This window comes from Companilactobacillus nodensis DSM 19682 = JCM 14932 = NBRC 107160 (genome assembly GCF_000615905.1).
GTDB classification, from domain to species: Bacteria; Bacillota; Bacilli; order Lactobacillales; family Lactobacillaceae; genus Companilactobacillus; species Companilactobacillus nodensis.
On the sequence record NZ_BAMN01000004.1, the window covers coordinates 159,582 to 184,841 of the forward strand.

Consider the following 25,260-nt stretch of genomic DNA (forward strand, 5'->3'; position numbering starts at 1 on the left):
AAAAGGCCTGTCAATTTATCAATAACGACATTATTGATACCTGACAGGCTTGTACTTCTTGCTATGATTGATTTTTTACCAAAGTTTTCATCCGGTTATTATATTAACGCATAAACATATATTAATTATTCAATGGAACATTTTCTAACATTGGCATCGGAGAATCCAAAAAGTCGATGGCAAACTTCTGATCATAGATCCATGATTTGATTTGTTTCTTTTGTAAGATCAACGGCATCCGATCATGAATTTGGATCATTGAATCATTAGGCGCAGTCGTCAGCAAAACACTATGTGGTTCACCATCGAATACCTTATAACACCCCGCTATATAGAGCGTTTCAGGATCAGTTCCATAATTAAACCGATGTCTGACCTTGTCTTCCGACCACTCGAAAAATCCCGTTGTGGGATATACACAACGTCTATTTCTAAACGATTCCGCAAACATCGGCTTCTGCATAATCGTCTCCGAACGAGCATTGATTATATTTTGATCTTGTTTGAAACCGGGGAATCCCCACTTCATTGTTACAACTTGCACCTGATTATCACCAGATTTAACGATTGCCGTTTGATCTGTGGGAAAAACTTCCCCAGTCTTCGGTTCATAGCCGTTATCCACAGCCAATTGATAAATCCTCTTTATTTCAGCATTATCGTTGGGTTGAAAAGTAAATCTTCCACACATAATAACAACTCCTTAACTATCTTGCGGCAAGACCACAAACATACGCTATATAACAAGCAAAATCACCTTGGCGCTTCCGCTCTTGTCCTACACTTCCTGTACCCACAATCTTACGCCAACTAGTATCAATATTTTTTTGATTCAAATACCTTTCTAGTGCATTTAAACTGCTAATAACTGCATTGTGTTTTTCCGTTCTTTTTAAATCAATATCACTTCGAACTTTATTAGTCGAAGTACTCCAGATTGCTCTGATATTTGCGTATGAAATACAAGCATCTACAAGATCACTATATAGCTCTTTTGCATCTTTACCCGCTCCATCAATCGTTGACAAAATAAGTTGATGGGCATTTTTTGCTTCCTCAAAACTAAGGACTGGTGCTTTAGATAGTATTTCATCATAATCAAACATTAGCTGACCTCTTTAAGTATATTTACGTTCTATATTATCATACGAAATTTTGAGTACAAAAAAAACACCCACCAACAGGTGAGTGTCCAAAGTGTAATATCTGGAATATATTAACGTTTTGAGAATTGTGAAGCTTTACGAGCTTTCTTAAGACCTGGTTTCTTACGTTCCTTCATACGAGGGTCACGTGTTAAGAGACCGGCTGCTTTAAGAGTAGGTCTAAAGTCTGGATCGACATTTAGAAGTGCTCTAGCAATACCATGTCTGATTGCTCCAGCTTGTCCTGAGAAGCCACCACCATTAACGTTAGCAATAACGTCATAGTTAGCGCCTGTTTCAGTAAGATCTAATGGTTGTTTCATATCAGCAATCAAATTGTCAAAAGGAATGTAATCTTTGACATCACGCTTGTTGATAGTAATTTTTCCGTTTCCGGGAACTAATAGAACACGGGCTGTTGAGTCTTTACGACGGCCTGTTCCAGCATATGATACTTGTGCCAAAATGTTTTCCTCCTTAAATTAGTTTGTTGATATCCAACTCTTCTGGATTTTGTGCTTGGTGATTGTGATCAGGACCTGCATAAACATGCAACTTCTTGATTTCAAGACGACCAAGAGTGTTCTTAGGTAACATACCACGGATTGAGTCTTCAACAAACAATTCAGGTTTTGTTGCTCTCTTTTCGCCGGCACTAATGCTCTTCAAACCACCTGGATGATCTGAGTGAGAATAATAAATCTTTCCCTTTGCTTTTTTACCTGTTAATTTTACTTTATCTGCATTGATGATAATAACATTATCACCTGTATCAACGTTAGGTGTGTAAGTTGGCTTGTTCTTACCTCTAAGAATTGAAGCTACAACTGATGAAAGTCTACCTAAAACGACATCTTCACCATCGATTACATACCATTTACGTTCAACTTCACTTGCTTTTGCTAATGGTGTTGTACGCACTTTAAATTCCTCCAGTTTCTACGTCTGTTTGACACTCAATAAGTTTCCGGGGCTCATCGTGGGGCAAACAATACCAACAACAATAATACTTGGTATTGTGCATAAGTCAATAATTATCCACAGGTTTTATTCATAAAATACCTGTTTCAAATAAAGTCCACTAGCCGGTGCCGTTCCGCGTGCCTCTTGACGGTCTTTTACTTCAAATAATCTCAAAAAATCATGAACATCTCGTCTGCCATTACCGATCTCCAGTAACGTAGCAACAAGAATGCGCACCATATTATATAGGAAACCATTTCCGGTAAATTCAAAAACCAATTCATTTTCTGATTCTATATATTCTACCTTAGCTGAGTAGATTGTGCGAACTTTATTTTCAATTACTCCGCCAGATGCAGCAAAACTTGTAAAATCATGTTCACCCTCAAGATCCTTTAAGGCAACTTTGATCTTATCCACATCGATTGGATATTGATAATGACCTGTGTAAAACCTTTTAAAAGGATTAGTATAATGACCCAAATCGACACGATATTGATAGGTTTTTCGCTTTACACCAAATCGTGCGTGAAAATTCTCGTCAACTATCGCGGAGTTTTCCACAACCACATCTAATGGCATTAATGAATTGATTGCTCGGAGCATATTTTCGGCTGGCATATCACCCGGATAATCAAAGTGAATAACTTGACCAAATGCATGAACTCCGGCATCAGTTCTACCAGAACCATACACTTCAACATGTGTACCCTTAGTCATTTTCGACAGTGCATTTTCAACTACACCTTGAACCGTTCGCATATCTGGTTGGCGTTGAAACCCATGAAACTTAGTACCATCATAGGCGATTGTTAGTTTGTATCTTGTCATATTTAATAACTCCGAATAAATAATAAAATTACTGTGATCAACAACATCACAATGGCGGTGACAGTATCCCGCATAGACCAACTTAAGACACGATACTTGCTGCGACCTTCGCCATCCTTATATCCACGTGATTCCATAGCAATCGCCAAATCATAAGCAATCGAAAAACTACTGACGAACAGCGGTATCAAAATAGGCACAAAGGACTTGATACGTTTGATCAGTCCGCCCTCACCAAAATCAACCCCACGGGCTCTTTGGGCGTCCATGATCTTAGTCGTTTCATCAATCAACAATGGCACGAATCGTAATGCAATCGACAACATCAAAGCAACTTGTGTTACAGGAAACTTAATCGCCTTTAACGGCTTTAAAATGCTCTCGATTGAATCGGAAATCTCAATTGGTGTCGTTGTTAATGTTAGTAAGGTGGAGATGAAGATGATCAAAACAAACCTAATGAAGATATATGCGGAGATTACCAGACCCTCTTTAGAAAGGGTCAAAATACCAAAACTCCACAGTGGATCTTTACTAGGTGTAAAAAACATTTGCAGCACCACTGTAAACAGTATCAGCCAAAACATCGGCCGTAGTCCCCGAAGAAAGAAACCCAGATTGATTTTTGACAAATAAACTGCAAATAGAACAAACAACAATAAGAATCCATATGACACAACATTGTTTGCTAAAAATACAATTCCAATAAAATAAAATGTAATCAAAAATTTGCCACGAGGATCAAGTCGATAGATCAGCGAATCCCCCGGTAAATATCTCCCAAGAATTAATTTGTTCATTTAATCACCATTAAGTTGTCGTTTTATTTCAGTTGATAAGTCACTGATAGTTATAGGTAATTGATCGAATTTAAAATACTTCTGTGCTAACTTCTGTGCAAAAACTGCACTTTGAGGAAGCGTCAGCACATCATCTGTTAATAACTTCTGATTGTTGAAAACTTCCATCGGAGTCCCTTCAGCAATTTTTTTGCCATCATGCATAACTACTACTTCGTCTGCATAATTGGCGACATCATCCATATTATGTGTAATCAGAATAATTGTCCGGCCTTCTGATTGCAGATTCTTAAACAGATCCATTATTTCTTTGCGTCCGACTGGATCAAGTCCTGCTGTTGGCTCATCCAAAATAATAGTTTCCGGGTGTGTTGCCAAAACTCCGGCGATAGCGACACGGCGCATCTGTCCACCAGATAAATCGAATGGTGATTTGCTTAAGTATTTTTCATCCAAACCCACAAGTTTAATCATATCATGAGCAGCCGTTTTTGCGTCCTCTTCCGAGACCCCAAAATTCATTGGTCCAAACATAATATCTTTTTCCACAGTGTCTTCAAATAACTGACTCTCCGGAAATTGAAAGACCATACCGACATTTTTGCGAAGCGGCTTCAAATTCTTATTATTAGTTTCAGCATTGATCTCCCGATCACCAACCATGATAGTACCGTCAGTTGGTTTCAAGAGAGCATTGATATGACGAACTAATGTGGACTTTCCACTACCAGTTTTACCGATGATAGCTGTGAACTTCTTATCTTTGATATCGACTGACACATCATCTAGTCCCAAGGCTGCCAGAGGATTATTTGCTTCATATGCGTGTGTTACATGTTTGAAGATGATTTCCATATGCTTTTAACTAACTCCTCTTCATTTAAGTAGCCTTCAGGCAATTTTACGGCATCTCTTAGTGAGTGTGCCACTTGACTCGAAAACGGCTCCTCAAGTCCAAAATTGGTCAGCTCAGGTCCAAGATCATAGATGGTCTTAGGATCAGAGTCCTTAACAACTTTTCCATCATTTAAAACAACGATTCTTTCTGACAACTGTGTCTCTTCGATATCATGTGTAATTGAAATAATCGTAATAGATTGTTCTTTACGAAGACGTTTGATCAAATCCAAAACAGTCTTGCGACCATTGGGGTCCAACATACTGGTAGACTCATCCATAATAATTATCTGAGGCTTAGTAGCCAAGACTCCAGCAATCGCGACACGCTGTTTTTGACCACCTGAAAGAGATTGTGGATCACGTGTCTTATACGCCTGCATATCAACCATTTTTAGCGCCTGATCGACTTCTTTGACCATCTCATCGCGAGGAACACCTTGATTTTCCAAACCGAAAGCCACATCTCTTCGACTGTTGCCCCAACAAATTGATGATCTGGATTTTGAAATACTATACCGATTTTTTCTCTAGCTTCCCAAATGTTATCTTCATCTATAATTTGACCGGCTATTTCAATCGTACCTGAGTCACACTCAATAAGACCATCAATAAGTTTAGTAAGCGTAGATTTACCACTACCATTCTTACCAACTATCGACAGCCATTCATTCGAATGGATATCCAACGAAAGATTATTGATTGCAGGAGCTTCTGAATCCGGATATGTATATGTTACATCTTTTATAGAAATTATATTCTCCAATTGTTTCTCCTCGATATCTGCTAGTTATATCATAGCGAAAAAAAGTGTTTTTGGGTAAAAAAAAATCATTCGACAAATTAGTGTTTCGTTTTACCGAAATCTCAGAGATAGACTTAGCTATTTGCATAACCATCATCTTAACACTCACTAATTCATCAGAATGACTGATTTTTAATAAACTTATTATTAAACTAATTCAATAATAACCATTGGAGCTGCGTCGCCACGGCGAGGAGCAGTCTTCAAAATACGTGTGTATCCACCATTACGTTCTTTGTAACGAGGTGCAATATCACTGAACAACTTTTGAAGTGCTGATTGAACAACAACTGCATCGTCTTCTTCTGAAATGTTAGCAACTTCGTTTCTAACATATGCAGCAGCTTGACGGCGAGCATGAAGATCTCCACGCTTACCAAGGGTAATCATCTTTTCAGTAGTACGGCTGATTTCCTTAGCACGAGTTTCAGTTGTAACAATACGTTCATTAATGATTAAATCAGTAGTTAAATCGCGTAACATTGCTTTTCTTTGAGAACTTGTACGTCCTAATTTACGGTAGCCCATGTCTATACCTCCTGTTTGAATTTCAGACTATTAGTCTTCTTGCCTTAATGACAATCCAAGATCAGCGAGCTTTTCTTTAACCTCAACTAATGACTTGCGTCCAAGATTACGAACTCTCATCATGTCAGCTTCAGATTTTTCAGTAAGCTCTTGCACAGTATTAATACCGGCACGCTTCAAACAATTGTATGAACGAACAGATAAGTCCAATTCTTCAATTGTCATTTCAAGCTTCTTCTCTTTTTGTGTTTCTTCTTTTTCGATCATCATATCAGCGCTCTTAGCTTCTTCTGTAAGATTTACAAAACTAGTTAAGTGTTCTGTAAGGATCTTAGCAGATAAACTAATAGCTTCTCGTGGTCCAATTGAACCATTTGTCCAGATATCAATTGTTAATTTGTCGAAGTCGTTTCTCTTACCCACACGAGTATTTTCAACTTGATAGTTAACTTTATCTACTGGTGTAAAAATAGAGTCAACTGGTAAAACACCAATAGGTGTTTCATCTGTTTTATTTTGTTCTGCAGGAGTATATCCACGACCATTTTTAATTGTCATTTGCATGTGGAAGTGTCCACCCTCAGCAACAGTACAAATAAATTGTTCTGGATCGAGGATTTCCAAATCATCGTCAGCTTTGATATCTTTGGCTGTTACAGTAGCAGGACCAACGACGTCGATTTCAGCTTTTAAACTGTCTTCAGCATAAGATTTTAGGTTTAGACCTTTAACATTAAGCACAATTTGTGTAACATCTTCGATCACGCCATCAATAGCTGAGAATTCATGCAATACACCATCTATTTGAATATCGGAAACCGCTGTGCCGGATAATGATGCCAATAGTACTCTACGTAGAGAGTTACCTAAAGTTGTACCATAGCCTCTTTCCAACGGTTCGATAATATATTTACCGTAATCATTGCTTTCTTCAACTGCAGTGATAGTTGGCTTTTCAAATTCGATCATTCGGTTAGTTCCCCTTTCAAAACGAAATGTGTGTAGCTTAGTTCATATGGGTATAAAACCATTCTATACACGACGACGCTTTGGAGGACGTGAGCCATTATGAGGAACTGGTGTAACGTCACGAATAGCTGTGATTTCCAATCCAGTAGCTTGTAATGAACGAATTGCAGCTTCACGACCTGAACCAGGACCCTTAACAGCTACTTCGACTGTTTTCATACCATGTTCCATTGATTCTTTAGCAGCTGCTTCACCAGCCATTTGTGCGGCAAATGGTGTTGATTTACGGCTTCCCTTGAATCCTAATGCACCAGCTGATGACCATGAAACGGCATTACCGTTAACATCAGTGATCATAACTAGTGTGTTGTTGAATGTGGAGTGGATATGTGCAACACCAGATTCAATATGCTTCTTAGTACGGCGCTTACGACCTTTACTTTGTGCCATGAATTAACCTCCTATCTGTTAATTACTTCTTCTTACCCGCGATAGATACTTTCTTACCTTTACGAGTTCTTGCATTGTTCTTTGTGTTTTGACCTCTAACTGGCAAACCACGACGATGTCTCATACCACGGTATGAACCAATTTCTTGTAGTCTCTTAATGTCCATGCTTACTGAACGACGTAAGTCACCTTCAACACGTACCTTGTCAACTTCTGCACGAATCTTTTCTTCTTGATCAGGAGTCAAGTCTCTTGTACGTACGTCTTCAGAAACGCCGGCATCTTTTAGCACTTCTTGGGCTGTTGTATTACCAATACCAAAAATGTATGTTAAGGCAATAACGATTCTCTTATCACGAGGTAAATCTACACCTGCTATACGAGCCATTAATTGCACCTCCTATATTTTTATTATCCTTGTCTTTGTTTGTGCTTTGGATCTGCAGAGCAAATAACCATAACGCGACCGCGTCTCTTAATTACTTTACAGTGTTCGCACATAGGTTTAACGGATGGTCTTACTTTCATGTTGGAACCTCCATTCCATTAAAATCATATTATCTGTATCTATATGTAATTCTTCCCTTGGTTAAATCATAAGGGGATAATTCCACGGTAACTTTATCACCGGGTAAAATTCTAATGTAGTGCATACGGATTTTACCTGAGACATGGGCCAACACAGTTGCCCCATTTTCAAGCTTTACCTTAAACATTGCATTAGGCAATGTTTCTGAAATTGTACCTTCTACTTCAATGACATCTTCTTTTGCCAAAGATATTAACCTCCATGGGATGAAATTCATCTGCATATACCGCAAGATTATACAATATTCTCGCGGACATGTAAACAAATAAAAGTAAAAAGTCTTACAGACTTTGTAAAACTTTCTTTACTTCGTTATAAACTTCATCTATTTCTTGTTCACCATTGACCTTGTGCAACAAGTTTAACTTGTCGTAAAAATCAATTAATGGTGTATTCATTTCAATATTAACTTTTAATCTGTTCTTAACTGTTTCTGGCTTGTCATCCTCACGTTGGAAGAAATCATGTCCGCCACAGACGTCACATGTTCCTTCAACCTTAGTAGGATTGTAGATCTTATGATACGTAGCTCCACATGTTGAACAAATATATCTTCCAGATAAACGATCAACTAATGCCTCAGGCTTTACATCTATGTAGATGACAGCATCTATAGGTTTGTTTACATTCTTTGCAATTGTCTGTAAAGCATTTGCCTGTTCAAGAGTTCTCGGAAATCCATCAAGCATATATCCGTTCTTTTGAACGTCTTCTTTAGCTAATCGTTCTTCAACGATAGCTTCAGTAACGTCATCAGGAACTAACGCACCTTTGTCGATAAAGCCTTTGGCCTTGAGACCAACTTCGGTTTTATCTGACATGGCTTGTCTGAACATATCTCCAGTAGAAATATGAACAACCTTAAAATCTTCAACAATCTTTTCAGCTTGAGTACCCTTACCAGCACCAGGTAATCCCATCAATACAATATTCATTGTCACATCTCCAATTATCTAATAAACCCAACGTATTCACGTTTCATCAACAGACCTCTCAATTGACGATCCATTTCTAGCGCAACACCAACGATGATCAACAAACTTGTACCACCTAATCCGATGGATTGAGGTAAGTCGAACAAGTTAGCAGCTAATAATGGAAGCAATGAGACAAGTCCTAGGAACACTGAACCAACAGTTGAAAGCTTCATTAGGACGCTCGACATGAACTTGATAGTCTCATTACCGGGCCATACACCAGGGATATAAGCTCCCTGCTTTTGCAAGTTTTCAGCAAGCTTCTCAGGATTTACCTGAACAAATGCATAGAAGAATGTGAATAACACAATCAACAATGTATATAGTAGAGATCCTGTTGTCGTTTGCATACTGAATATATTAGTTAATACTTGATACCATGTATCTTCACTGTGATTTGCTTGGAACGCCATCAAAATTGTTTGAGGCGTAACAATAAATGAACTAGCGAAGATAACTGGAATAACACCAGCAACGTTGACCTTTAATGGTAGGAAACTTTCGCTACCACTTCCGGCTGCACGTCTTGTATATTGGATTGGAATTCTTCTATTTGCTTGTTGTACATAGGTAACAAACAGTACAACTACCAAAATAGCGATGGCCAATCCGACCATAAATGCAATGTTCTTTGCGAGATCTGCAGAACTAGCATTTGTAATGTTATCACGGTAAATTTGGTAAATTCCATTAGGGAATCTAGCAATAATACCAGCGAAGATAATTACTGAAACACCATTTCCTAGACCTTTATCAGTAATCTGTTCACCAATCCAAGTAAGTAACATAGTACCACCGGTTAAGATGACACCAATTGTTATAAATGCTCGCATATTTGGTGACTTGACTAGTCCCAAACCACTCAATTGGTTAAATCCAGCAGTGATACCGATTGATTGAACAAAACCTAAAACAATCGTCAAATATCTCGTTACCTGATTTAGTTTTCTACGACCAACTTCACCTTGTTTACTCCATTCAACAAACTTAGGAACAATATCCATCTGTAATAGTTGAACGACAATTTGAGCGGTAATGAATGGCGAAACACCCATTGAGAAAATAGAGTAGTTTGAAAGACCACCACCAGTTACGGTATCTAGTAGGGGAACTAACCCTGAGGAACCAACCTTGTCCATCGCAGCAGCGTTAACACCAGGGACCGTAATTTGTGATCCTAAACGGTATATCACAAGTAACATCAAGGTAAATAGAATCTTCTTACGGATTTCCTTCACCTTTAGAGCATCTCTGATAGTTCTAAGCATTAGATCACCTCTACAGTTCCACCAGCAGCTTCGATTGCTTTAGTAGCAGCGTCAGAGCTCTTAGCAACTTTTACAGTTAACTTAGCACTAACTGCACCATTTGCAAGTAATTTGACACCGTTATATTCTTTCTTAACGATTCCGGCTTCTTTTAATGTATCGATATTAACTTCAGCACCGTCATTAAACTTGCTTAGGTCTTTAAGGTTTACAATAGCGTATTCCTTGCGGTTGATATTGTAGAAACCACGTTTTGGCATACGACGGAACAATGGCATTTGTCCACCTTCAAAACCAATACGTGTTTTACCACCTGATCTAGCTAATTGACCTTTTTGTCCACGACCAGCAGTTTTACCTTGGCCACTTGAAGTACCACGACCTAGACGTTTTCTTGATTGTCTTGAGCCTGTACTTGGTTTAAGTTCGTTTAGTTCCATTATTGCACCTCCTAATCTTTAAAAATTATTAATCTTTAACTTCTTCGACACTTACTAAGTGAGCGATTTTAATTACAGCACCACGAATAGCAGGATCATCCGGCTTAACAACAGAACTATTAACTCTTCCGAGTCCTAGTTCTTTAACAATTGTGCGTTGAGCAGGAAGGCGGTGAGCTGCACTTCTAATAAGAGTAATCTTAAGTTTAGCCATTGTTACACACCTTTCTTCTAGTTAAGCAAGTTTTGAGCTGAGATTCCGCGCATTTCTGCAACACTTTCAGCAGTCTTGATTTCTTTTAGTCCTTCGATTGTAGCACGAATTACGTTAATTGGTGTATTTCTACCAAGTGATTTACTTGTAATATCACCAACACCAGCTAATTCGAGAACGGCACGAACAGCACCACCAGCGGCGATACCAGAACCTTCAACAGCTGGCTTCAACATGATCTTACCAGCACCGAATTTACCGATTACTTCGTGAGGAATTGTTGAACCTACCATAGGAACGTTAATCAAGTTCTTTTTGGCATCTTCAACAGCTTTACGAATGGCTTCAGGAACTTCTTGAGCTTTACCTGTACCGAAACCGACGTGACCATTCTTGTCACCAACGATTACGATAGCAGCAAAACGTAGACGGCGTCCACCTTTAACAACCTTAGTAACACGGTTGATTGAGACAACGCGATCTTCTAGTTCGAATTGAGATGGATCGATATATGTCATAAATTTGGTTTCCTCCTTCTAGAATTTTAGCCCATTTTCACGAGCTGCTTCAGCAAGACTTTGTACACGACCATGGTATAGGTATCCTCCACGATCAAATACAACATTACTGATTTTAGCTTCATTAGCTCTTTGTGCAACTAATGCACCAACAGCTTTAGCTTGTTCAACTTTTGAACCGTCTTTGACTTCTTTATCAAGAGTTGAGGCACTTGCTAGCGTTACACCCTTTACGTCATCAATTACTTGAGCGTAAATGTTTTTATTCGAACGGAATACATTTAAGCGTGGGCGCTCAGCAGTACCAGAGATTTTACCACGAACACGTTTTTGGCGCTTTTGACGTGCTTTGTTTTTATCTGGTTTTGAAATCACAATATTCACCTCATAGAATTATTTAGAACTATTTACCAGTCTTACCTTCTTTACGACGTACATATTCGTCAACATAACGAATACCTTTACCCTTATATGGTTCTGGGGGACGTACATCGCGAATTACAGCAGCAAATTGTCCAACTTTTTGCTTACTAATTCCTGAAATATTAATTTCAGTATTTGAAGGAGATTCGATCTTAATACCTTCTGGTGCTTCCATAATAACAGGATGTGAGTAACCAACTGAAAGTGTTAGTGTGCTACCTTTAACTTGTGCACGGTAACCAACACCTCTAAGTTCAAGCTTCTTTTCGAAACCTTCTGTTACACCAAGAACCATGTTGTTAAGGTTGGCACGCATAGTACCATGAAGAGCTTTGTCATTGTCGCTTTCACGATCAAACTTAGCTTCGTTACCTTCAAGAGTTAACTTGATTTTTGAATTAAAGTGTCTTGTTAATTCACCCTTTGGGCCTTTAACAGTGATGTCTTCATCTTTTTGTGTAATTGTAACTCCTTCTGGGACTTCAATTACTTTATAGCCAATACGACTCAAATTAGTGCACCTCCTTGTCTTTTAAAAATTATTACCAGATGTAAGCAATTACTTCTCCACCCACGTGTTGTGCGCGAGCTTCTTTATCAGTAACAACACCTTTTGATGTTGAAAGAATAGCGATACCTAATCCATTAAGAACCTTTGGCACGTTATCTGAATCAACATAACTACGCAAACCTGGTCTTGAAATACGTTTCAAGCCTGTGATGACGCGTTGTTGATCTTTACCATACTTAAGGAAAATACGAAGTACACCTTGTTTGTTATCATCGATAACTTCGTAATCCTTGATAAATCCTTCATTCTTCAAAATCTCTGAGATGCTCTTCTTGATGTTTGAAGCAGGAACTTCTAGAGATTCATGTTTAACCATATTAGCGTTACGAATACGTGTTAGGTAATCCGCAATAGGATCTGTCATGACCATTTAATTTACCTCCTTATTAGTGTTGTTTCTACCAACTAGCTTTTCTCATGCCAGGGATTTGACCTTTGTGAGCCAATTCGCGAAGGCAAACACGGCAAAGCTTAAATTTACGATATACAGAATGTGGACGACCACAACGTTCGCAACGTGTATATGCTTGTGATGAGAACTTAGCAGGTCTATGATTCCGTACAATTTGAGATGTCTTAGCCAATGAATTTGACCTCCTTTATTATTTTGTGAATGGCATTCCGATTTGTGTTAATAGTTCACGTGATTCTTCATCAGTATTAGCTGTTGTTACAATAACAACGTCCAAACCGCGGATCTTATTAACCTTATCGTAGTCAATTTCTGGGAAAACCAATTGTTCTTTAAGTCCTAGTGTATAGTTACCACGGCCATCAAATGAGCGTGTACCAACACCACGGAAATCACGAACACGAGGTAATGCAATGTTGATCAACTTGTCAAGGAAGTCGTACATACGGTCGCCACGAAGAGTAACCTTAGCACCGATTGACATACCTTCACGAAGTCTGAAACCAGCGATTGATTTCTTAGCCTTAGTGATCAAAGGTTTTTGACCAGCAATTTGGCCTAATTCTTCAACTGCTTCATCAAGATTCTTTGAGTTAGCAATTGCGTCACCAACACCCATGTTCAAAACAATCTTTTCGATCTTTGGTGTTTGCATAACTGATGTGTAATTGAATTTTTCCATCATTGATGGTGTAATTTCTTTTACATACATTTCTTTTAATGCATTAGCCATTTAGTTTTCTCCTTTCTTATTTATCTTCTTTTTTATCAGATGATTTACTTACTACTTTTACGTTAGTTACACTAATAGGTCTCTCAACGTCGATGATTCCACCTTGAGGTTGTGTATTAGTTGGCTTCGAGTGTTTCTTAACAACATTTACGCCTTCGACGATAACTTTGTTGGCTGAAGGGATAGCTTGTTTAACTACGCCTTCTGTGCCTTTGCTATCACCAGAAATAATTTTAACGTTGTCTCCAGTTTTACAAACACTATTCAGCACCTCCTGAGTTAAATTGATCTTTTTATAGCACTTCTGGTGCTAATGAGACGATCTTCATAAAATCGTTATCACGTAATTCACGAGCAACGGGTCCGAAGATACGAGTTCCTCTAGGTGTCTTGTCAGCGTTAATAATAACCGCAGCGTTTTCGTCGAATCTGATGTATGAACCATCTGTACGGTGAGCACCGGACACTGTTCTTACAATAACGGCTTTAACAACGTCACCCTTTTTAACAACGCCACCTGGTGTTGCTTGTTTGACAGTAGCAACAATGATATCACCAATATTAGCTACCTTGCGGTTTGAACCACCAAGAACTTTAATAGTTAGAATTTCACGAGCTCCAGAGTTATCTGCAACTTTTAGACGACTTTCTTGTTGTATCACTTCTTGGTCCTCCTCTCATCAGTAATTGTTTCTAGATAATAACTGCTTTTTCAACGATATCTAATAAACGGAAGCGCTTTGTCTTTGACAAAGGTCGAGTTTCCATAATACGTACAACATCGCCCATCTTTGCTTCGTTCTTTTCGTCTTGAACGTAGAACTTCTTTGAATATCTAACACGCTTCTTGTATACAGGGTGGTTCTTGTATGTTTCAACAACAACTACGATAGTTTTGTCCATCTTGTCTGATACAACGCGGCCTTGATATACCTTACGGCTGTTACGGCTTTCTTGTGTTTCGCTCAACTTGAGATCTCCCTTCCTGTTTATTAGTTTTCGTTATTCTTTTGGTTTTGAACAGTTCTTAATCTTGCGATGTTTTTTCTAACAGCTTTAAGACGAGCTGTGTTTTCCAATTGGCCTGTGGCTTGTTGGAAACGCAAGTTGAATAGTTCTTCTTTATATTCGTTAACTTTATCTTGCAATTGAGCAGCAGTTAGCTCTTTGATTTCACTAGCCTTCATCAGCGCCACCTACTTCCTCACGTTTTACGAACTTAGTTCTAACTGGTAATTTGTGAGATGCAAGTCTCAATGCTTCGCGGGCAACCTCTTCAGGAACGCCACCGATTTCGAATAAGACTTTTTCACGCTTTACAGGGGCAACCCAACCAGCAGGTGCACCTTTACCATTACCCATACGAACTCCGACACCTTTAGCAGTGTATGATTTATGAGGGAAGATTTTAATCCAAACCTTACCACCACGCTTCATGTAACGAGTCATAGCAACACGGGCTGCTTCAATTTGTCTATTTGAGATCCAACTTGAGTCAAGTGACTTCAAACCGTAATCACCAAAATCAACATTCTTACCACCCTTAGCTTCTCCGCGCATCTTTCCACGGAATTCACGACGGTGTTTTACACGTTTTGGTACTAGCATAGATTATTCTCCTTTCCCTTCAGTTTTTTCTTGGTTATGTTTTGGCTTGTCAGGAAGAATTTCACCACGGTAGATCCAAGTTTTAACACCTAAATTACCATATGTTGTGGCTGCTTCAACCCAAGCATAGTCGATATCTGCACGTAATGTGTGTAGAGGAACAGTTCCCTCTGTATGCCATTCTCTACGAGCCATATCGGCACCGTTTAAACGACCAGAGATTTGAACTTTGATACCCTTTGCACCGGCACGTCTTGAACGTTGAACGGCTTGACGTTGTGCACGTCTAAATGCAATACGAGCTTCTAGTTGACGAGCAATGTTCTCACCAACAAGTTTTGCATCCAAATCAGGTTTCTTGATTTCGATAATATTAATATGAATGTTTCTGTTAACTAATTTGTTTAGTTGGTTACGTAATTTTTCAACTTCAGATCCACCCTTACCGATGACCATACCAGGTTTAGCTGTATGAATTGAAACTGTAACGTTCTTTGCAGTACGTTCGATTTCGATTCTTGATACGGAAGCATTTGATAAATTGTCTTCAATATACTTACGAATCTTAAGGTCTTCATGTAAAAATGTTGAAAAGTCTTTTTCTGCATACCATTTGGCATCCCAGTCACGGATAACACCAACACGGAATCCGACTGGATTAATCTTTTGACCCACTCAAGTTACCTCCAATACTAATCTTTTAAATACTAGTCTTTTTCACTTACAACTACTGTAATGTGACTTGTTCTTTTATTAATTGGTGATGCTGAACCTTTAGCTCTAGGACGGAAACGTTTTAGAGTTGGTCCTTCGTCTACGAATGCTTCGCTAACGATTAGGTTTTGTGCATCTAAATCAAAGTTATGTTCTGCGTTTGCAATTGCTGACTTAAGAGCTTTGGCAATAATTGGAGAGCCTGCTCTTGGTGTGAATTGCAAAATTGCAAGTGCCTCAGCAGCGTTCTTGCCTCTTATTAAATCAATAACAAGGCGAGCTTTGCGAGGTGCAATACGAACATTCTTCACTCTGGCTGTTGCAGATGTAATTTCTTGTTCTGCCATCTTTTAAGTCTCCCTTCTTATTACTTAGCTACTGTTTTCTTATCGTCAGTGCCATGACCATGGAATGTACGTGTTGGTACGAATTCGCCCAACTTGTGTCCAACCATATCTTCTTGGATATAAACTGGAACATGCTTACGACCATCATGAACTGCGATTGTGTATCCTACGAAACTAGGAAAAATTGTTGAACGTCTTGACCATGTCTTGATAACTGACTTCTTGTCAGAATCTGCTTGAGCATCGATCTTCTTCAAAAGATGTGCGTCTGCGAATGGTCCTTTTTTTAAACTACGACTCATCTTATGTCCTCCTTATATTATTCTAACGAAATAACTACTTACCTTTTCTGTGACGAACGATAAGCTTTTCAGATTTGGCATGTGATGAACGAGTCTTCTTACCTAAGGTCTTCTTACCCCATGGTGACATTGGTGATGGATGACCGATAGGAGCTTTACCTTCACCACCACCGTGTGGGTGATCGTTAGGGTTCATAACTGATCCACGAACTGTTGGTCTAAATCCTTGCCAACGTTTACGTCCAGCTTTACCAATCTTAATTAATTCATGTTGTTCATTACCAATAGCACCAATACTTGCACGGCATTTTGAAAGTACCATACGTACTTCACCTGAAGGTAAACGTAGTAATGAGTACTTGCCATCTCTACCTAGCAATTGGATTGAAGTACCAGCAGAACGTCCTAGTTGACCACCCTTACCAGGTTTCATTTCTACGTTGTGTAGAATTGTACCAACTGGAATGTTTTCTAGTGGAAGTGCGTTACCTGGTTTGATATCTGCATCAACACCAGATTCAACAACTGTTCCAACTTCAAGACCCTTAGGAGCTAAGATATATGACTTAACACCATCTGAGTAGTGTAGTAATGCAATATTAGCTGTACGGTTTGGATCGTATTCAATAGATTTAACTGTAGCTTTAACACCGTATTTGATACGTTTGAAATCAATGACACGGTATTTTTGTTTGTGACCACCGCCACGGTGACGAACTGTAATATGACCGTAAGAGTTACGACCGGCTGTATGGCTTTGTGATTCTAGAAGTGTCTTTTCAGGAGTTGTCTTTGTGATCTCTGAAAAGTCAGAACCTGTCATATTACGACGACCATTTGTGGTTGGCTTATACTTGATAATCGCCATTATTTGACCTCCTTATTTATTCTTCATCAAAAATTTTGATTTCATCTGAATCTGCTGTAAGTGTGATAATTGCCTTACGACGTCTTGCTGTTTTACCAACATAACGACCTTGGCGCTTCTTCTTACCGGCAACATTCATGATGTTTACTTTTTTAACTTTAACACCGAAAACTTCTTCAATGGCTTGGCGTACAAGTACTTTGTTTGCATCTAGTGCAACATCAAAAGTATATTTCTTGTCGCTCATAGCATCCATTGAGCTTTCAGTGATAACTGGGCGAATAATTACGTCTCTTGCGCTCATTATCCAAGCACCTCCTCAATCTTAGAAAGTGCTGCTTGTGTAACAACTAACTTCTTAGCGTTAATAACGTCAAGAACGTTAACACCTTCTGGTGCAACAACTGTAACTTTATCAATGTTTCTAGCTGATAAAGCAACGTTGTCATTACCATCTTCAAGAACTACAAGAGCTTTGTCTGCGCCTAACTTGTTAAGCAATTGAGCAAAGTTCTTTGTACTTGGTTTGTCGTATGAAATTGAGTCAATAACGATTAGGTTACCGTCAGCAGCTTTTTGTGAAAGTACAGACTTCAATGCCAAACGGCCAACCTTCTTAGGAAGGTGATATGAATATGATCTAGGAGTTGGGCCGAATACGACACCACCACCTACCCATTGAGGTGATCTGATAGAACCTTGACGAGCACGTCCTGTACCTTTTTGACGCCATGGCTTCTTACCACCACCACGTACTTCAGAGCGGTTCTTAACATCATGTGTACCTTGTCTTAATGAGGCACGTTGCATGATAACTGCATCTGTGACTACGCTGTTGTTTGGTTCGATACCAAAGATTGAATCATTTGCTTCAACAGTACCGTTCTCAGCACCGCTATCTTTGTAAGCTGTGATTTTTGTCATAACTCATTTCCTCCTTCCTATTTTTGATTAGCTTTGACAGCTGTTTGAATTTTAACTAATGAGTTGTTTGCACCAGGGACATTACCCTTGATCATAATTGCATTACGATCTGCATCAACTTTAACAACAGTTAAGTTTTGTGTAGTTACGCGATTGTTACCCATGTTTCCGGGAAGCATCTTACCTTTGAATACACGGTTAATGATTGCACCCATTGAACCTGCGATACGGTGATATCTAGAACCGTGAGTCTCAGGACCACGAGCTTGTCCAAACATCTTAATGTTACCTTGCATTCCATGTCCCTTTGTTGTACCTGTAACGTCGACAACATCACCAGAATTAAATGAATCTACTGAAACTTCTCCACCTAATTCGTAGTCTCCCATTTCAACATCGCGGAATTCGCGAATGTAATGTTTAGGAGTTGTGTTTGCCTTATCTGCATGACCTTTGGCTGGTTTGTTTGATAGAACTTCACGTCTATCTTCAAAACCTAGTTGAACGGCCTCATAACCGTCAGTTTCTACTGTTTTAACTTGCATAACAACGTTTGGTGTTGCTTCTACAACTGTAACGGGAACTAATTCACCGTTGTCAGTGAAAACTTGAGTCATTCCGACTTTTTTACCAAGAATTCCTTTTCTGGCCATGTTTGCACCTCCAATAATTTATTTTTAATAATTATAATTTAATTTCGATATCTACGCCTGATGGTAGATCTAGCTTCATTAATGAATCAACTGTCTTAGGTGATGGATTAACGATGTCAATAAGTCTCTTATGTGTACGCATTTCGAATTGTTCTCTAGAATCCTTGTGCTTATGTGGTGAACTCAACACTGTATATAATGAACGTTCTGTTGGCAAAGGAATTGGACCTGAAATCTTAGCACCAGTTCTTTTTGCTGTTTCCACAATTTTGTCAGCTGATTGATCTAGAATACGATGTTCATAAGCCTTCAAACGAATGCGAATCTTTTGACTTGCCATGGGGTTACCTCCTTTTTGTCTCTTTCAAGATGACCGGCTCCGTGAAAATATCCGCCAGCCCTGCCGTGGCAAAGCGGCCGGGTGTGTCGCAACCTCTCACTTCTAAACCGTCGATATTATTTATTAATACCTCTAAGCACATACTTCTACTAGAAATAAGCACTCTTATAATAATACACGCGGTCTTCTCATATTTCAAGAGTTTTCACGTTTTTTTTAAATTTGAAATACGCTTTCTTTATATAGAAGAAACACGATTATTTTTGTAAATAAAAAAGCAAATCCATCTGGATTTGCTTTTATTTAAATACTATTAGTCTTCAGCGTTTCCGCCATTTTTCTTAATAATATCAGCTTGAATTGACTTAGGAACCTTTTCGTAATGATCAAATGTCATTGTGAAAGTACCACGGCCTTGTGTAGCTGAACGCAATGTTGTTGCATAACCGAACATTTCTGCAAGTGGAACGAATGAGTTGATAAGTTGTGCATTACCACGAGCTTCCATACCTTCAACACGTCCACGACGAGCAGTAACTTGTCCCATAACATCACCTAAGTAGCTTTCTGGTGTAACAATTTCAACCTTCATAATAGGTTCAAGAATTACAGCACCAGCACTCTTAGAAGCATTACGTAGAGACATTGAAGCAGCAATCTTGAAGGCTGCTTCAGATGAATCGACTTCGTGATATGAACCATCATATAACTTAGCCTTAACATCGATCAATGGGTATCCGGCAAGAACACCATTTTCCATTGATTCTTTCAAACCTTGTTCAACTGAAGGAATGTATTCACGAGGAACAACACCACCGACGATGGCATCTTCGAATTCGAAGCCTTTTCCTTCTTCATTTGGTGTAAATTCAACCCAAACGTCACCATATTGACCTTTACCACCAGATTGACGAACAAACTTACCTTGTGCACTTGTTTGCTTAGTGAATGTTTCACGATAAGCAACTTGTGGTTCACCAACCTTACATGCAACCTTGAATTCACGCTTCATACGGTCAACCATGATATCCAAGTGTAATTCACCCATTCCGGCGATCAATGTTTCACCAGTTTCAGGATTTGTTTCAGCTTGGAAAGTTGGATCTTCTTCAGAAAGCTTTTGGATAGCTAGATCCATCTTATCTCTATCTTCCTTTGAATCAGGTTCGATAGAAACTTGGATAACTGGATCTGGAATATCCAATGATTCAAGAATCAATGGATCATCAGGATCTGTAAGTGAATCACCAGTTGTAGTATTCTTCAAACCGATAACAGCAGCGATATCACCTGAGAATACTTCTGGGATTTCCTTACGGTGGTTAGAATGCATTTGTAGCAAACGACCAACACGTTCACGCTTGTCTTTTGTAGCGTTAAGAACGTATGAACCTGATTCTAGTGAACCTCTATATACACGAATGTATGTTAGACGTCCAACGAATGGGTCAGTAGCGATCTTAAATGCTAGACCAGCGAATGGTTTGTTATCATCAGCCATAAGTTCAACTTGGCTATCATCCTTAGGATTTGTAGCGTTGTATGGACGAACTTCAAGAGGTGATGGTAAGTAATCAACAACAGCATCCATTAACATTTGAACACCCTTGTTCTTGAAGGCAGAACCAGCAAGTACAGGGAAGAATTTCAAATCAACAGTTGCCTTTCTGATTGCAGCACGAAGCTCATCATTACTGATTTCAGCACCATCAAGGTATTTCTCCATGATGTCATCATCAACATCAGCAACTGATTCAACTAATTCAGCACGTTTTTCTTTAGCTTTTTCAAGGTATTCATCAGGAACATCAACTGTATCCCACTTTGTACCTAACTCATCTTCGTCATAAAGATCAGCTTTCATTTCGATTAAGTCGATAACACCTTCGAACTTATCCTCGGCACCGATAGGCATTTGGATAGCGTGGGCATTAGCATCTAGTCTTTCGTGAAGTGTTTCTACTGAGTAGTCAAAGTTAGCACCGATCTTATCCATCTTGTTAACAAAGACAATACGTGGAACACTATATGTTGAAGCTTGACGCCAAACATTTTCAGTTTGTGGTTCAACACCAGATTGAGCATCAAGAACTGTAATAGCACCATCTAGAACACGTAATGAACGTTCAACTTCGATTGTGAAGTCAACGTGTCCTGGAGTATCGATGATATTGATACGGTTACCTTTCCATTCAGCAGTTGTAGCAGCTGATGTAATAGTAATACCACGTTCTTGTTCTTGGGCCATCCAGTCCATTTGTGAAGCACCATCATGTGTTTCACCAATCTTGTGGATCTTACCAGTATAGTACAAGATACGTTCTGTAGTTGTAGTTTTACCAGCATCAATATGAGCCATAATACCAATGTTACGGGTATCTTCTAGTGGAAATTCACGTTTATTAGCCATTAGACTTTGTTTCTCCTCTCAACTTAATATAGATTACCAACGATAATGAGCGAATGCACGGTTAGCATCAGCCATCTTATGTGTATCTTCACGTTTCTTAACAGCTGCACCTGTGTTGTTAGCTGCATCCATGATTTCATTTGCTAGACGTGCGTCCATTGTATGTTCACCACGTAGACGAGCATAACTAACGATCCAGCGAAGACCTAATGTTGTACGACGATCTGGGCGTACTTCGATAGGAATTTGGTAGTTAGAACCACCGATACGGCGAGCCTTAACTTCAAGAACAGGCATAACATTGTTCATGGCTTCTTCGAAGACATCCAATGGTTCGTTGCCAGTCTTATCTTTAATAATATCAAATGCACGGTAGAGAATTGATGAAGCTGTTCCTCTCTTACCATCGTACATCAAGTGATTGATCAAACGTGTAACTAACTTTGAGTTGTACATTGGATCAGGTAATACATCGCGTTTTGGAGCGCTACCTTTACGCATATTAAATTCCTCCGTTATTACTTATTTCTTTGTTTGTGATTTAATTATTTCTTAGGCTTCTTAGCACCATATTTTGAACGGCTTTGCATACGTCCATCAACACCGGCAGTATCTAAAGCACCACGAACAACGTGATAACGAACACCAGGTAGATCCTTTACACGTCCACCACGGACAAGGACAACACTATGCTCTTGCAAGTTGTGGCCAACACCTGGGATATATGCTGTAACTTCGATAAGGTTTGATAGTCTAACACGGGCATACTTACGTAGGGCTGAGTTAGGCTTCTTTGGTGTCATTGTTCCGACACGAGTTGCTACACCACGTTTTTGTGGTGCTGGGTTCTTTGTAGCAACTTTCTTCATACTGTTGTAACCGTAGTTCAATGCAGGGGCATTTGATTTTGACCCTTGTGACTTACGGCCTTTACGTACCAATTGATTAATTGTAGGCATTCAAGGTTCCTCCTAAAAATTTAAGTACACACATCCAGGTGGTTCATAATTTTGTAAAATAATAAACCACCAAGGTGGCATACGATATGAGCTTATACTTAAACAAACTACTACTCTGCTAATAAAAGCACGTCTATTAGAATATCATCTTAAAAAGTACATGTCAATGAAGTATCAAAGAAAAGATTCAAATAAAACACGTAATTTAATTTGAGGTGATAAAAATGACATATTTATTCTATTTATTAGTATTCACTCTAGGTTCTAGTATAGTCTCATTTTTGACAGTTATAGCATTCGATTTTCCAAAAATAAGCTTAAATCGAAGATCCCGATGCAATAATTGCCAAAAAACATTAAATTGGTACGAACTAATTCCAATTTTAGGCTTCATATTTCTAAAAGGCAGCTGTAAACAGTGTATTTTTAAAATCCCCAAACTATATCCACTGACTGAACTGACTGGCGGATTATTTTTGATCATAGTTATTTTTCAAAACAAGAATCTCTACATCGCGATTCCACTAATGATGATGTTGATCACACTTAGTTTTATGGATCACTTCTACGGATATATCTATCCGATATTTTATCTACTGATTTTACCCGCCATAATTTGTATTCTGATCAAAGGTTATCCTCTGTATATATTCACAGGTTTAATTACGTATTGCGCCCTTTTCTTACTTAATTATTACTATCAAAGTATTGGCATGGGTGATGTCGAATTGTTTGGAATCTTGGCGTTGATTTTTGGTTATGAAGATATTCTCAAAATAATTTTAATTTCTTGCCTATTATGTATTGTCCATTTTGTAAGCAAAGAAAAAAGATCATTTAGATTTATCCCCTACATCACTGTAGCAACTGGAATAATCTATCTGATCTCTTGATTTTTACTAAACTGGTAAGACTCTTTGTAATTTCAACCAATTAAGGCACATGCTCCACCACTTAGCATCTGAATAATTGACGTACGAACCTTCACCGGGATCTTCAGTAATATGTGTTGCCAAAGACAAACCATGACGTCCCGTCGCGAACAAATGCAACTCATACGGCAGATTAAGTAAGTCCATCTTCTGAGCATAAATAATCGAATTCATTACCGGAACAGTCTCATCACTGACCGTCTGCCAAATAAATGTCGGCTTAGAGTACTTATTCAAATGTTCTTGCGTTTGCCAATACAACATATTCGGACTTATTTTTCTGGATTCATCAATATCATCGGGGTAACCCATAGTTAAATCGATTACCGAATAACTGAGAATGGTTGCACAAGGTTCAACTTCGATCGGTTCATCAAATACTTCTTGCCGCGTCTCCGGATCAGTCATCAATGAATTATAGTTAGCAACAATGTGACCACCCGCTGAAAAGCCGATCAGAAAAACCTTGTTCAAATCTATTTGATGCCTACCCGCCTGACTCTTGATCCAATTTAAAGTTACAGCTGTTTCCTGCAATGACAATGGATACACCGGTTTACCATCATTTATTAATTTGTAATGCAGAACAATAGCATGGATACCTTCCGCCGCAAACTTTAAAGCAATTGGCTGTGCCTCACGATCTGAGTGAAAAGTAAAACCTCCCCCGGGAAAAATAATAACTAGAGGATGCTTAACCTCAGATGTAAAATCACTGATTGGGTCTAACCAGTACGTATCAATATTAAATTCAACATTTTTATATAACAATTTTTGTGTATTCATAAGAAACATCTCCTTGGACATTCATCAAAATCTACTAAAGAAGATTAATCGACTTCAACCAATTCATTCCTAATTCCCACCAATTTGCTACAAAATCATTCAAATGCAATTCATTGCCTGGCTGCTGAGTAACATAAGTCCCTAATGATAATCCGTGCTTACCTGAAGCAAATAAATGCAATTCAAATGGTAAATTTAATTTTTCCATTTTTTCAGCATAGAGCAATGAATTCTTGACTGGAACTGTTTTATCATCAACCGTCTGCCAAATAAATGTTGGCTTGGCATTAACTGTTAAGTGCTCTTGCGACCGCCAATAAAACCGATCGGGAGTAACTGCTAATCGGTGTTCCATTGTCCTGGGATAACCCGCAGTCAGGTCTATCACCGGATAACATAAAATATTAGCAGCTGGTAATACCTCAAGTTCATCAAGCATAACCTTATTTTGTGAAGTTTTATCGGTCATGATCGAATTAAAATCCGCAACCACGTGTCCCCCAGCCGAAAAGCCAACTAAAATAATTTTATTTAAATCTATTTGATGTATCTTCGCCTGACTTTGTAACCAGTTCAAAACTGTTGCCGTCTCCTGCAAGGCTAACGGATAAACTGGAGTATTATCTTCAATCAATTGATAATGTAATACGATGGCATGAATACCTTCTGAAGCAAACTTCAAAGCAATCGGTTGTGCTTCACGATCGGTTTGAAAAGTGAATCTTCCACCTGGAAAAATTATTGCGACAGGATGTTTAACTTCGGTTGTAAAATCACTGATTGGATCTAGCCAATACGTATCAATACCAAATTCGTGGTTCTTATACATTAATTTTTGTTTTCTCCACGGTGCTCCCTCTCGACAACATGTTTATACATATATT

42 protein-coding genes and 1 pseudogene are annotated in these 25,260 nt (G+C 38.7%); 1 reads left to right on the top strand and 42 read right to left on the bottom strand.

Annotation, left to right across the window (positions count from 1 at the left end; genetic code table 11):
* Positions 1–121 precede the first annotated feature (121 nt).
* The 40 genes and pseudogenes from JCM14932_RS04450 to rpsL form a co-directional block, all read right to left on the bottom strand.
* Positions 122–691, bottom strand: a complete 570-nt coding sequence (locus JCM14932_RS04450; RefSeq protein WP_025023825.1) for an SOS response-associated peptidase — start codon at positions 689–691, stop codon at positions 122–124.
* A gap of 16 nt (positions 692–707) precedes the next feature.
* A complete protein-coding gene (locus JCM14932_RS04455; RefSeq protein WP_025023826.1) occupies positions 708–1,106 on the bottom strand; it encodes a hypothetical protein in 399 nt (132 codons plus the stop codon).
* 110 nt (positions 1,107–1,216) lie between these two features.
* Positions 1,217–1,609 carry a 30S ribosomal protein S9 gene (gene rpsI, locus JCM14932_RS04460; RefSeq protein WP_025023827.1) on the bottom strand — a complete coding sequence of 131 codons (393 nt, stop codon included), beginning with the start codon at positions 1,607–1,609 and terminating at the stop codon, positions 1,217–1,219.
* Between the two features lie 13 nt (positions 1,610–1,622).
* Positions 1,623–2,066 carry a 50S ribosomal protein L13 gene (rplM, locus tag JCM14932_RS04465; protein ID WP_025023828.1) on the bottom strand — a complete coding sequence of 148 codons (444 nt, stop codon included), beginning with the start codon at positions 2,064–2,066 and terminating at the stop codon, positions 1,623–1,625.
* Positions 2,067–2,192: 126 nt separating this feature from the next.
* Positions 2,193–2,939 (bottom strand): tRNA pseudouridine(38-40) synthase TruA, encoded by a 747-nt coding sequence (gene truA, locus JCM14932_RS04470; protein WP_025023829.1) that lies wholly within the window; start codon positions 2,937–2,939, stop codon positions 2,193–2,195.
* 2 nt (positions 2,940–2,941) lie between these two features.
* Positions 2,942–3,739, bottom strand: a complete 798-nt coding sequence (locus JCM14932_RS04475; RefSeq protein ID WP_025023830.1) for an energy-coupling factor transporter transmembrane component T family protein — start codon at positions 3,737–3,739, stop codon at positions 2,942–2,944.
* A complete protein-coding gene (locus JCM14932_RS04480) occupies positions 3,740–4,594 on the bottom strand; it encodes an energy-coupling factor ABC transporter ATP-binding protein (RefSeq protein ID WP_025023831.1) in 855 nt (284 codons plus the stop codon).
* A pseudogene (locus tag JCM14932_RS14500) lies at positions 4,570–5,402 on the bottom strand (energy-coupling factor transporter ATPase). The gene JCM14932_RS04480 and the pseudogene JCM14932_RS14500 overlap by 25 nt, the downstream one beginning before the upstream one ends.
* A 186-nt stretch (positions 5,403–5,588) precedes the next feature.
* Positions 5,589–5,969: a 50S ribosomal protein L17 gene (gene rplQ / locus JCM14932_RS04490; protein ID WP_025023832.1), complete on the bottom strand. Its 381-nt coding sequence runs from the start codon at positions 5,967–5,969 to the stop codon at positions 5,589–5,591.
* Between the two features lie 30 nt (positions 5,970–5,999).
* On the bottom strand, positions 6,000–6,938 hold the full coding sequence (locus tag JCM14932_RS04495) for a DNA-directed RNA polymerase subunit alpha (RefSeq protein WP_025023833.1): 939 nt from the start codon (positions 6,936–6,938) through the stop codon (positions 6,000–6,002).
* Between the two features lie 63 nt (positions 6,939–7,001).
* Positions 7,002–7,388: a 30S ribosomal protein S11 gene (rpsK, locus tag JCM14932_RS04500; RefSeq protein ID WP_025023834.1), complete on the bottom strand. Its 387-nt coding sequence runs from the start codon at positions 7,386–7,388 to the stop codon at positions 7,002–7,004.
* A 22-nt stretch (positions 7,389–7,410) separates the two neighbouring features.
* Positions 7,411–7,776, bottom strand: coding sequence for a 30S ribosomal protein S13 (rpsM, locus tag JCM14932_RS04505; RefSeq protein WP_025023835.1), 366 nt, complete (start codon positions 7,774–7,776; stop codon positions 7,411–7,413).
* Between the two features lie 23 nt (positions 7,777–7,799).
* Complete coding sequence (rpmJ, locus tag JCM14932_RS04510; RefSeq protein ID WP_010018546.1) at positions 7,800–7,916, bottom strand: 50S ribosomal protein L36; 117 nt, start codon at positions 7,914–7,916, stop codon at positions 7,800–7,802.
* A 29-nt stretch (positions 7,917–7,945) separates the two neighbouring features.
* Entirely contained in the window at positions 7,946–8,164 is a 219-nt protein-coding gene (gene infA / locus JCM14932_RS04515) for a translation initiation factor IF-1 (protein ID WP_010018544.1), read from the bottom strand.
* A gap of 94 nt (positions 8,165–8,258) precedes the next feature.
* A complete protein-coding gene (locus JCM14932_RS04520) occupies positions 8,259–8,912 on the bottom strand; it encodes an adenylate kinase (protein ID WP_025023836.1) in 654 nt (217 codons plus the stop codon).
* 14 nt (positions 8,913–8,926) lie between these two features.
* A complete protein-coding gene (secY, locus tag JCM14932_RS04525; protein ID WP_025023837.1) occupies positions 8,927–10,222 on the bottom strand; it encodes a preprotein translocase subunit SecY in 1,296 nt (431 codons plus the stop codon).
* Positions 10,222–10,662: a 50S ribosomal protein L15 gene (gene rplO / locus JCM14932_RS04530; protein WP_025023838.1), complete on the bottom strand. Its 441-nt coding sequence runs from the start codon at positions 10,660–10,662 to the stop codon at positions 10,222–10,224. The genes secY and rplO overlap by 1 nt, the downstream gene beginning before the upstream one ends.
* Before the next feature lie 28 nt (positions 10,663–10,690).
* Positions 10,691–10,876, bottom strand: a complete 186-nt coding sequence (gene rpmD / locus JCM14932_RS04535) for a 50S ribosomal protein L30 (RefSeq protein ID WP_025023839.1) — start codon at positions 10,874–10,876, stop codon at positions 10,691–10,693.
* 17 nt (positions 10,877–10,893) lie between these two features.
* Positions 10,894–11,394: a 30S ribosomal protein S5 gene (rpsE, locus tag JCM14932_RS04540; RefSeq protein WP_025023840.1), complete on the bottom strand. Its 501-nt coding sequence runs from the start codon at positions 11,392–11,394 to the stop codon at positions 10,894–10,896.
* A gap of 18 nt (positions 11,395–11,412) precedes the next feature.
* Positions 11,413–11,778 carry a 50S ribosomal protein L18 gene (gene rplR / locus JCM14932_RS04545; protein ID WP_034542556.1) on the bottom strand — a complete coding sequence of 122 codons (366 nt, stop codon included), beginning with the start codon at positions 11,776–11,778 and terminating at the stop codon, positions 11,413–11,415.
* A 19-nt stretch (positions 11,779–11,797) separates the two neighbouring features.
* The gene (gene rplF, locus JCM14932_RS04550) at positions 11,798–12,328 is read right to left on the bottom strand and encodes a 50S ribosomal protein L6 (RefSeq protein WP_025023842.1); all 531 of its coding nucleotides are present in this window, start codon (positions 12,326–12,328) and stop codon (positions 11,798–11,800) included.
* 31 nt (positions 12,329–12,359) lie between these two features.
* On the bottom strand, positions 12,360–12,758 hold the full coding sequence (rpsH, locus tag JCM14932_RS04555) for a 30S ribosomal protein S8 (protein WP_025023843.1): 399 nt from the start codon (positions 12,756–12,758) through the stop codon (positions 12,360–12,362).
* 28 nt (positions 12,759–12,786) lie between these two features.
* Positions 12,787–12,972: a type Z 30S ribosomal protein S14 gene (locus JCM14932_RS04560; protein ID WP_025023844.1), complete on the bottom strand. Its 186-nt coding sequence runs from the start codon at positions 12,970–12,972 to the stop codon at positions 12,787–12,789.
* An 18-nt stretch (positions 12,973–12,990) separates the two neighbouring features.
* Positions 12,991–13,533: a 50S ribosomal protein L5 gene (rplE, locus tag JCM14932_RS04565; protein WP_025023845.1), complete on the bottom strand. Its 543-nt coding sequence runs from the start codon at positions 13,531–13,533 to the stop codon at positions 12,991–12,993.
* Between the two features lie 16 nt (positions 13,534–13,549).
* Positions 13,550–13,804 carry a 50S ribosomal protein L24 gene (gene rplX, locus JCM14932_RS04570; RefSeq protein WP_025023846.1) on the bottom strand — a complete coding sequence of 85 codons (255 nt, stop codon included), beginning with the start codon at positions 13,802–13,804 and terminating at the stop codon, positions 13,550–13,552.
* Between the two features lie 22 nt (positions 13,805–13,826).
* Positions 13,827–14,195 (bottom strand): 50S ribosomal protein L14, encoded by a 369-nt coding sequence (gene rplN / locus JCM14932_RS04575; protein WP_025023847.1) that lies wholly within the window; start codon positions 14,193–14,195, stop codon positions 13,827–13,829.
* Positions 14,196–14,226: 31 nt separating this feature from the next.
* Positions 14,227–14,502, bottom strand: a complete 276-nt coding sequence (gene rpsQ / locus JCM14932_RS04580) for a 30S ribosomal protein S17 (protein WP_025023848.1) — start codon at positions 14,500–14,502, stop codon at positions 14,227–14,229.
* 23 nt (positions 14,503–14,525) lie between these two features.
* Positions 14,526–14,720: a 50S ribosomal protein L29 gene (gene rpmC / locus JCM14932_RS04585; RefSeq protein WP_025023849.1), complete on the bottom strand. Its 195-nt coding sequence runs from the start codon at positions 14,718–14,720 to the stop codon at positions 14,526–14,528.
* On the bottom strand, positions 14,710–15,141 hold the full coding sequence (rplP, locus tag JCM14932_RS04590; protein ID WP_025023850.1) for a 50S ribosomal protein L16: 432 nt from the start codon (positions 15,139–15,141) through the stop codon (positions 14,710–14,712). The genes rpmC and rplP overlap by 11 nt, the downstream gene beginning before the upstream one ends.
* A 3-nt stretch (positions 15,142–15,144) precedes the next feature.
* Positions 15,145–15,816, bottom strand: a complete 672-nt coding sequence (gene rpsC / locus JCM14932_RS04595; RefSeq protein WP_025023851.1) for a 30S ribosomal protein S3 — start codon at positions 15,814–15,816, stop codon at positions 15,145–15,147.
* A 32-nt stretch (positions 15,817–15,848) separates the two neighbouring features.
* Positions 15,849–16,202 (bottom strand): 50S ribosomal protein L22, encoded by a 354-nt coding sequence (rplV, locus tag JCM14932_RS04600; protein WP_025023852.1) that lies wholly within the window; start codon positions 16,200–16,202, stop codon positions 15,849–15,851.
* Between the two features lie 20 nt (positions 16,203–16,222).
* A complete protein-coding gene (gene rpsS / locus JCM14932_RS04605; protein WP_025023853.1) occupies positions 16,223–16,504 on the bottom strand; it encodes a 30S ribosomal protein S19 in 282 nt (93 codons plus the stop codon).
* A 34-nt stretch (positions 16,505–16,538) separates the two neighbouring features.
* On the bottom strand, positions 16,539–17,372 hold the full coding sequence (gene rplB, locus JCM14932_RS04610; protein WP_025023854.1) for a 50S ribosomal protein L2: 834 nt from the start codon (positions 17,370–17,372) through the stop codon (positions 16,539–16,541).
* A gap of 16 nt (positions 17,373–17,388) precedes the next feature.
* Positions 17,389–17,676, bottom strand: a complete 288-nt coding sequence (rplW, locus tag JCM14932_RS04615) for a 50S ribosomal protein L23 (protein ID WP_025023855.1) — start codon at positions 17,674–17,676, stop codon at positions 17,389–17,391.
* A complete protein-coding gene (gene rplD / locus JCM14932_RS04620; protein WP_025023856.1) occupies positions 17,676–18,296 on the bottom strand; it encodes a 50S ribosomal protein L4 in 621 nt (206 codons plus the stop codon). The genes rplW and rplD overlap by 1 nt, the downstream gene beginning before the upstream one ends.
* Before the next feature lie 17 nt (positions 18,297–18,313).
* A complete protein-coding gene (gene rplC, locus JCM14932_RS04625; protein WP_025023857.1) occupies positions 18,314–18,949 on the bottom strand; it encodes a 50S ribosomal protein L3 in 636 nt (211 codons plus the stop codon).
* A 31-nt stretch (positions 18,950–18,980) separates the two neighbouring features.
* Positions 18,981–19,289, bottom strand: a complete 309-nt coding sequence (gene rpsJ, locus JCM14932_RS04630) for a 30S ribosomal protein S10 (protein ID WP_025023858.1) — start codon at positions 19,287–19,289, stop codon at positions 18,981–18,983.
* Between the two features lie 313 nt (positions 19,290–19,602).
* Complete coding sequence (gene fusA / locus JCM14932_RS04635; RefSeq protein WP_025023859.1) at positions 19,603–21,699, bottom strand: elongation factor G; 2,097 nt, start codon at positions 21,697–21,699, stop codon at positions 19,603–19,605.
* A 33-nt stretch (positions 21,700–21,732) separates the two neighbouring features.
* The gene (rpsG, locus tag JCM14932_RS04640; protein ID WP_025023860.1) at positions 21,733–22,200 is read right to left on the bottom strand and encodes a 30S ribosomal protein S7; all 468 of its coding nucleotides are present in this window, start codon (positions 22,198–22,200) and stop codon (positions 21,733–21,735) included.
* A 44-nt stretch (positions 22,201–22,244) separates the two neighbouring features.
* Positions 22,245–22,658 (bottom strand): 30S ribosomal protein S12, encoded by a 414-nt coding sequence (rpsL, locus tag JCM14932_RS04645; RefSeq protein WP_025023861.1) that lies wholly within the window; start codon positions 22,656–22,658, stop codon positions 22,245–22,247.
* A 224-nt stretch (positions 22,659–22,882) separates the two neighbouring features.
* Here rpsL and JCM14932_RS17395 point away from each other — a divergent pair, with 224 nt between their 5' ends.
* Positions 22,883–23,551: a prepilin peptidase gene (locus JCM14932_RS17395; RefSeq protein ID WP_025023862.1), complete on the top strand. Its 669-nt coding sequence runs from the start codon at positions 22,883–22,885 to the stop codon at positions 23,549–23,551.
* Positions 23,552–23,557: 6 nt separating this feature from the next.
* On the opposite strand, the gene JCM14932_RS04655 is transcribed toward JCM14932_RS17395, so the two are convergent.
* On the bottom strand, positions 23,558–24,376 hold the full coding sequence (locus tag JCM14932_RS04655) for an alpha/beta hydrolase (protein WP_051528061.1): 819 nt from the start codon (positions 24,374–24,376) through the stop codon (positions 23,558–23,560).
* Between the two features lie 34 nt (positions 24,377–24,410).
* Positions 24,411–25,205 carry an alpha/beta hydrolase gene (locus JCM14932_RS04660; protein ID WP_025023864.1) on the bottom strand — a complete coding sequence of 265 codons (795 nt, stop codon included), beginning with the start codon at positions 25,203–25,205 and terminating at the stop codon, positions 24,411–24,413.
* Between the last annotated feature and the right edge of the window lie 55 nt (positions 25,206–25,260).